At 41.0% G+C, this 6,784-nt stretch carries 8 protein-coding genes; all 8 read left to right on the top strand.

Annotation, left to right across the window (positions count from 1 at the left end; translation table 11 throughout):
* Positions 1–1,052 (top strand): UDP-4-amino-4,6-dideoxy-N-acetyl-beta-L-altrosamine transaminase (gene pseC / locus AB4329_RS21640; RefSeq protein ID WP_372139253.1); only part of this gene is annotated, 1,052 nt, incomplete at its 5' end.
* The gene (gene pseF, locus AB4329_RS21635; RefSeq protein WP_372139252.1) at positions 1,052–1,735 is read left to right on the top strand and encodes a pseudaminic acid cytidylyltransferase; all 684 of its coding nucleotides are present in this window, start codon (positions 1,052–1,054) and stop codon (positions 1,733–1,735) included. The genes pseC and pseF, both read left to right, overlap by 1 nt.
* 8 nt (positions 1,736–1,743) lie before the next feature.
* Entirely contained in the window at positions 1,744–2,829 is a 1,086-nt protein-coding gene (gene pseG / locus AB4329_RS21630; protein ID WP_372139251.1) for a UDP-2,4-diacetamido-2,4,6-trideoxy-beta-L-altropyranose hydrolase, read from the top strand.
* 4 nt (positions 2,830–2,833) lie between these two features.
* Complete coding sequence (locus AB4329_RS21625) at positions 2,834–3,514, top strand: SDR family NAD(P)-dependent oxidoreductase (protein WP_372139250.1); 681 nt, start codon at positions 2,834–2,836, stop codon at positions 3,512–3,514.
* Positions 3,511–4,224: a metallophosphoesterase gene (locus AB4329_RS21620; protein WP_372139249.1), complete on the top strand. Its 714-nt coding sequence runs from the start codon at positions 3,511–3,513 to the stop codon at positions 4,222–4,224. The genes AB4329_RS21625 and AB4329_RS21620 overlap by 4 nt, the downstream gene beginning before the upstream one ends.
* Positions 4,217–5,167, top strand: a complete 951-nt coding sequence (locus AB4329_RS21615) for an ATP-grasp domain-containing protein (protein WP_372139247.1) — start codon at positions 4,217–4,219, stop codon at positions 5,165–5,167. The genes AB4329_RS21620 and AB4329_RS21615 overlap by 8 nt, the downstream gene beginning before the upstream one ends.
* 6 nt (positions 5,168–5,173) lie before the next feature.
* Positions 5,174–6,226 carry a pseudaminic acid synthase gene (gene pseI, locus AB4329_RS21610; protein ID WP_372139246.1) on the top strand — a complete coding sequence of 351 codons (1,053 nt, stop codon included), beginning with the start codon at positions 5,174–5,176 and terminating at the stop codon, positions 6,224–6,226.
* On the top strand, positions 6,223–6,780 hold the full coding sequence (locus tag AB4329_RS21605; protein WP_372139245.1) for a lipopolysaccharide biosynthesis protein: 558 nt from the start codon (positions 6,223–6,225) through the stop codon (positions 6,778–6,780). The genes pseI and AB4329_RS21605 overlap by 4 nt, the downstream gene beginning before the upstream one ends.
* Positions 6,781–6,784: the final 4 nt, after the last annotated feature.

Genomic DNA, 6,784 nt, shown 5'->3' with positions numbered 1-6,784 from the left:
CGTTAACAGAACATACTGGCGCTCAGTATGCGTTAGCTGTGAATAGTGCAACATCCGCTCTGCATATTGCTTGCTTAGCTTTAGGCTTGGGCGAAGGTGACTGGTTGTGGACAACACCTGTGACTTTTGTAGCATCTGCAAACTGTGGTCTTTACTGTGGTGCCAAAGTTGATTTCGTTGATATTGATTCAGCGACTTACAATATGTGCCCTGAAAAATTAGAGCAGAAGCTGATCGCAGCTAAAGCAAATGGAACACTGCCAAAGGTTGTTGTTCCTGTTCACTTGTGTGGTCAACCTTGTGATATGGCTGCAATCGGTAAGTTAGCCAAAGAGTACGGTTTTAAACTTATTGAAGATGCTTCGCATGCGATTGGCGGCCGATATCAAGAGCTACCGATTGGGAATTGCGAATACTCAGATATCACGGTATTTAGTTTCCACCCAGTAAAAATCGTGACAACTGCCGAAGGTGGAGCTGCTCTTACTAACAGTAAAGAACTGGCTGATAAAATGGCTCTCTTGCGTAGTCATGGTATTACTCGAGATCCTGACATGATGACGGAAGCTTCCCATGGTGGTTGGTATTACCAACAGGTTGATTTAGGTTTCAACTACCGTATGACAGAACTTCAAGCTGCATTGGGTGTCACTCAAATGCAACGACTTGATGAATTTGTTGCGGCGCGCCATGTGTTGTCTAAGCGTTACAATCAAATGTTATCTGAATTACCTTTAGTACTTCCTTATCAACTGGAAAACACGTACTCAGGTCTGCATTTATTCGTAATTCGTTTGAAGTTGGATGAGATATCATTAACTCATAAACAAGTGTTTGACGCACTGCGTGAAAATGGTATCGGTGTGAATTTGCATTATATTCCTGTTCATACTCAGCCATATTACCAAGCTATGGGCTTTACTGAGGGGAGTTTCCCAGAATCCGAACAGTACTACCGCGAAGCGATTTCTCTGCCGATGTTCCATGGTATGACGGAAGTTCAACAGAATACGGTTGTCGACGTGTTAACTGATATTCTAAAAGGTGCGTAATGAAAATAGCGATTATTCCAGCTCGTGGGGGGAGTAAACGCATCCCGCGAAAAAATATTAAAGATTTTCATGGAAAGCCTATGATCGCTTATTCGATAGAGGCCGCCTTGACTTCTGGATGTTTTGATAAAGTGATTGTATCTACGGACGATGCAGAAATCGCAGAAGTCGCTAGAGCTTACGGGGCTGATACTCCTTTTTTACGCCCAGTGAATATTTCAGACGATTATGCCACAACGATGGATGTCATGGAGCATGCCATTCAATGGTGTTTGAAGGAAGGGTGGGAACTTGAGGCGGTCTGTTGTCTGTATGCTACGGCTCCGTTTGTAAGAGCGTCTGATCTGCAAAAAGGTCACGACTTACTGAACAACAGTGATGCTGAGTATGTATTCAGTGCTACATCATTTCCATTTCCAATCCAACGAGCGATTAAACTAGATAATAGTGGTTCAGTCTCGATGTTTTCTCCAGAGAATGAATTGGTTAGATCTCAGGATTTGGAAGAAGCATATCATGATGCCGGACAATTTTATTGGGGTAGGAGTGAGGCTTTCTTAAATAAGTTGTCTGTTTTTTCACCACACTCTAAGGTGGTACTGCTACCAAGAAGTCGGGTTCAAGATATCGATACATTAGAAGATTGGGTATCGGCTGAACACTTGTTCTCAATTATGCGGTAGTTAACACGATGAATATAGTATTTCGAGTCGATGCGGCCCCCTCGATTGGAGGCGGGCATTTAAGTCGTTGTCTAACGTTGGCATCAAAATTAAAAGCGGAAGGTGCTCGTTGTCTATTTGTTATGCGAGAGCACAGTGATTACCTAGGGCAGCAAGTTCACATGGCGGGTTTTGAACTATTGACTCTACCAAGAGTCAATAATGAAAGAGTCGATCCGGCCTCTTATATCAGTTGGGTGGGAGCGCCTTGGAAAACGGATGCTCAGCAAACCTATCATGCTTTAACAAAATACCTTTCTGATGAGATCCATTGGCTTGTTGTTGATCACTACGGTCTAGAAGCTGAGTGGGAACGTTACTTTCAAAATAGAGGTATTCGAGTTGGGGCCATTGATGATTTAGTCAATCGTTCGCATTGTGCAGAGTTCATTCTCGATCAAACTTGTGGCCGGAGTAGTTTAGAGTATTCTTCACTGGTCGAAGAAGGGACCAAGTTCTTTGTTGGTGAGCGTTATTGTCTACTTCGAAGTGAGTTTTTTGATGCTCGGCATGTATCCCTTCAAGAAAGGCAGTCTTTTGATCAGATACGAACCATCTTAGTGAATTTTGGCAGTACAGATCCCACTGGGCATACAATAAGCGCGCTAAAGGGCTTATCTGCATTTGTCACAGTTAACGATGTAGAGGTGTGCGTTGTTGTTGGAAGCAGTTGCCCATTCTTAGATAAGATTAAACAGTTAACGGATGAATTACCTTATAAAATAACGCTACATATAGACAGCACTCAGGTAGCTCAGTTGATCGTAGAGGCTGATATTGCTATAGGGGCTGCGGGAGCGAGTACATGGGAGCGTTGTTTTTTAGGACTTCCTACCTTATTAGTTAAAACCGCAGAAAATCAAACCGACGTGGTCAGTCGGGTAATATCATCTGGTGCGGCATTGGGCTTTGAGGGTTCTTTAGAAGATCAAGATTTGTTGTCTCAGGCTATGAGTGAATTAGAGCAACAGTACACAAAAATCTCAGACTCGTGTTTTACTATGTCCATTGGGAAAGGCGTTGGATCAATTGTTTCACTTTTGAGTGAGAGGTAACACGATGAAAAGTATAATCATTACAGGGTGTACGAGTGGTTTAGGAAAAGCGTTCCATGACAAGGCTGTTAAAAGCGCTCTGCTTGATACGCGATGTGTGTTTTTAGGACGAAACTTAGAACGCCTAGAGCAAAGTGCTGACCACCAATATTGCGAATTCAATCTATTAAATGAACAGCAGGTTGATTGGGATAAGCTTTATTCATCGAAACGGCCTAAGTCTATTATTTTGATTTCTAATGCGGGGGTGATTCATCCGCTAGGAACTATAACCCCGGATAAAAATGAGACTTTTAGGGAGTCTGTGAGGGTGAATCTAACCGCTCCTTCAGAGATCACATCCAGCCTAGTTCTTTGGGCGCGCTCTCATCAAATTGATATAACCATCTTAAATATTTCAAGTGGTGCTGCATCAAGAGCCATTGCAGGATGGGGGGCATACTGTATGTCTAAAGCTGGGTTCAAAATGTTTTTAGATGTTATCGCGTTAGAAAATGACCATGTTGAACTCGTTCACTTCGATCCCGGTGTGATTGATACCAATATGCAAAAAAGTATTCGCAGCTCGAGCGTTCAAGACGTTCCATCGGTAGACAGCTTTCGCGCTTTTGCCGCAGAAGGGAAACTGAAATCCCCTGAGGAAGTCGTTGTTGAAATGTTTAAGCTGTGTGGCTTACCATTATGAAAATTGCCATTATTTCTGATATACACGCTAACTTACCGGCATTAGAGGTTGTTCTTGAAGATATTAAGAAGAACAAATGTGAGCATGTCTTTGTATTAGGTGATCTTGTTGGCTATTACCATTGGCCACAACAAGTGGTAGCTAAAATAATGGCACTGCCTCATTGCACAGTAATACGAGGTAACCATGAAGACTTATTGATGGAATCTCAAAAAAATCCAGACTTTGCAGCTCAGTGTAGGGAAAAATATGGTAATGGTCTGCAGGTTGCCTTAAAGACTCTGTCGCCGTCAGAAATTCATTGGTTATCGGAATTACCTACTCATAAAACATTGCAATTGGATGGTATCGATTTCTCACTGTTTCACGGAAGTGAGAAAGAAGTGAATGAGTACATTTACCCTGACTCGTCTAAAACGCGCATTGATGATATGGGGACTGCTCAATCGGATTACGTATTTTACGGTCATACTCATTACCCCGTCGTTTTTAATCGCGGTCAAACAACGGTGGCAAACCCAGGCTCGGTCGGTCAGCCTAGAGATATTGGCTCGCTCGCAAGTTATTTAATTCTCAATACAAAGAATGGGGCTCTGATGCAGAGAAGACTTCCTTTTAACAGCCAGGCTGTAAGAGATAAAGTATTGGAATGTGATGCCACTTATACATACCTGACTGACATATTAAAGAGAAATAATTCATATGCATAAAATTAATGACCTAGTAAAAACAGTATTGGTCAGTGGTGGTGGTGGTGATATAGGCATTGCTATTGGTCGAATTCTTAAAGAAAGTGCATTTTCTCAAGTTATTGGTTGCGATGTAAGAAGAGAGCATGCGGGTGAGTGTGTCTTTGACCTGTTTTATCAAGCGCCTTATGCCAATCAAAGCCTCTATTTTGACTTTTTAGGTCAAATGTTCAAAGAGCATGATATCGATCTTTTTATCCCAACAAGCGAAGCTGAGATAGCTGCCATTATCAAGTTTGGACTCGTGGATGGAAAGTTATTGGGTGTTGATGTCCTTATGACAAACCAGGAGACTGCGGAACTGGCATTAGACAAATTGAAGACAGCGAAGGCGCTTGACTCCATCAATGTTAGAAGCCCATGGACACAGTTAGCCTCAGAGTCTCCAAAAGCACTCCCTTGTATTTTTAAACCTAAGAGTGGCCAAGGAAGCAAGGGGTTGCAGGTTGTAAGAACCGTCTCTGAGGCTGATAATTTGGTTGGTAATGGCGACTATATTTGGCAAGAATTGCTATTGCCGGATGATCAAGAGTACACGTGTGGTGTTTTTCGTCATAGCAATGGGTGCTTAAGAAGCATTGCTATGAAGCGTACTCTAAGTGGTGGCTTTACCGATAAGGGCGAGATTATCGAGAATGCCGAAATTGATCGCTATATTTCAGAAATTGCAACGAAGCTAGATATTAAAGGGGCTGTTAACTTCCAGTTGAGGTTAACTAAAGAGGGCCCAGTGTTGTTTGAAATTAATCCAAGGCTCTCTAGTACCGTGATGTTTAGGCATAAATTAGGTTTCCAAGACCTTATCTGGGCTATTGAAGACAAACTAAACCTTCCCCTACAAGACTATGTAAAGCCAAAGGCTGGAACAAAGTTTTATCGTGGAATACAAGAATATATAAGATAGGGCGTTATGAACAAATTTATTGAAATTGCAGGACGAAAGATTGGTCCTGATTTTCCTCCTTATATTATCGCTGAGTTATCGGCGAACCATAATGGCGATATTAATCGCGCTTATCAAATTATGGAAGAAGCAAAAAAGGCGGGTGCTGACGCTATTAAGTTGCAAAGCTATACCCATGAGACAATTACTATGGATTGTGATTCTGAAGAGTTTCAGATTCATGGTGGCTTATGGGATGGTAATACTCTCTATGAACTGTATAAAGATGCGCATATGCCATGGGATTGGCATAAACCACTTTTTGATAAAGCAAAGGAGTTAGGGATTACAATATTTAGTTCTCCGTTTGATTTTACAGCTGTCGATTTATTAGAAGAGCTAGATGTGCCGGCATATAAAATCGCTTCATTTGAGGTGATAGATTTACCCTTGATTAAGCGTGTTGCCCAAACAGGTAAGCCGATGATCATCTCGACAGGCATGGCTAACAAAGAAGAAATTGCAGAGGCCATAAAAACCGCAAGAGATAATGGGTGTGAAGAGCTGGTAGTACTGCATTGTGTTAGTGGTTATCCTGCGCCAGCTGACCAATATAATCTTAAGACGATTGCTGACATCGCGGAACGATTTGAAGTTTTATCGGGTCTTTCTGATCACACTATTGATAATGCAACGGCTGTGGCTTCTGTAACATTAGGGGCGTGTTTGATTGAAAAACATGTCACAATGGATCGTAACGGTGGCGGTGCAGATGATAGCTTTTCTCTTGAGCCTCATGAGTTAGCTGCATTATGTAAAGACACGAAAACGGCGTGGCAAGCGATGGGGCAAGTGAACTACGAAAGAACAGAAGCTGAAAAAGTTAATGTTAAGTTCCGTCGCTCTTTATATGTAGTAAAAGACATAGCGAAAGGTGAGTTATTGACGCCTGAAAATGTTCGTAGTATCCGACCTGGGTTTGGCTTAGCACCCAAATATTATGATGAAATAATTGGAAGTAAAGCCAGTTGCAATATTCAAGCAGGGGTGGCTTTAAATTTTAGTCTAATAAGAAAATGAGCTTAATTGTAAAAAACTCAGTAATATATTTAATAGCTAATATAACGAATGCCGTAATACCATTTTTATTACTACCAATACTAACAAGATTTTTTACTCAAGAAGAGTATGGGCAAATTGCAATGTATCAAGTTCTAATTGGTGGATTAGGTGCATTTATTGGACTAAATACAGTGGGTGCGTCAGCTAGAAAATATTACGACCAAGGTAATACATCTGACACTATCAAGAAGTATAATATAAATTGTTTATGGAATTTAATTGCATCTTCAATTATTGTATCATTAATTATATTGCTTTTTGAAGAAGAGATTACGAATATAATTAATGTCCCCGTCCATTGGTTATATTTATCCATATGTATGTGTATAGCATCTTATTTGTTCAAGTTTTTATTGAGTCAATGGCAGGTTAGAGGGAAAGCCAAAGAGTTTGGTTTATTACAAGTGTCTAAGAGCGCTATGAATGTCCTACTTTCTCTATTCTTAGTAATGTTTTTTTTGATGGGACCAGAAGGAAGAATTTATGGACAAAAAGAAATTACTTGTCCATAAATTC

The organism is Vibrio sp. 10N.261.54.A5 (assembly GCF_041471145.1).
GTDB classification, from domain to species: Bacteria; Pseudomonadota; Gammaproteobacteria; order Enterobacterales; family Vibrionaceae; genus Vibrio; species Vibrio crassostreae_C.
The sequence above is the reverse complement of the archived record's forward strand: the minus strand, read 5'-3'. Positions and strand labels throughout refer to the sequence as shown.

Bases quoted from the DNA above. Each gene is read 5' to 3' on its own strand.
- pseF (WP_372139252.1), top strand. From the start codon at position 1,052: ATGAAAATAGCGATTATTCCAGCTCGTGGGGGGAGTAAACGCATCCCG.
- pseG (WP_372139251.1), top strand. From the start codon at position 1,744: ATGAATATAGTATTTCGAGTCGATGCGGCCCCCTCGATTGGAGGCGGG.
- AB4329_RS21625 (WP_372139250.1), top strand. From the start codon at position 2,834: ATGAAAAGTATAATCATTACAGGGTGTACGAGTGGTTTAGGAAAAGCG.
- AB4329_RS21620 (WP_372139249.1), top strand. From the start codon at position 3,511: ATGAAAATTGCCATTATTTCTGATATACACGCTAACTTACCGGCATTA.
- AB4329_RS21615 (WP_372139247.1), top strand. From the start codon at position 4,217: ATGCATAAAATTAATGACCTAGTAAAAACAGTATTGGTCAGTGGTGGT.
- pseI (WP_372139246.1), top strand. From the start codon at position 5,174: ATGAACAAATTTATTGAAATTGCAGGACGAAAGATTGGTCCTGATTTT.
- AB4329_RS21605 (WP_372139245.1), top strand. From the start codon at position 6,223: ATGAGCTTAATTGTAAAAAACTCAGTAATATATTTAATAGCTAATATA.